At 47.1% G+C, this 221-nt stretch carries 1 protein-coding gene; it reads left to right on the top strand.

The features are described 5' to 3' along the window. The coding region (locus CXF81_RS00400; RefSeq protein WP_157825456.1) for a hypothetical protein at positions 1–221 on the top strand (221 nt) is incomplete at both ends.

The raw sequence follows: 221 nt of genomic DNA, 5'->3' as shown, positions 1-221 counted from the left end.
ATAATAAAACCGCCAATGGTGTCATCTGGCACGACGGTATTGTGAAGTCCGATGATAAAACGGCCAATGGTGTCATCTGGCACGACGGTGTTGTGAAGTCCGATAATAAAACCGCCAATGGTGTCATCTGGCACGACGGTATTGTGAAGGCTGATAAGAAAACCGCCAATGGTGTTATCTGGCACGACGGTGTTGTGAAGTCCGATAAGAAAACCGCTAAT

The sequence above is a fragment of the Glaciecola sp. 33A genome (assembly GCF_002836745.1).
Classification (GTDB): Bacteria; Pseudomonadota; Gammaproteobacteria; order Enterobacterales; family Alteromonadaceae; genus Glaciecola.
Note: the sequence above shows the minus strand (reverse complement) of the source record. Positions and strands in the feature narration are given on the sequence as shown.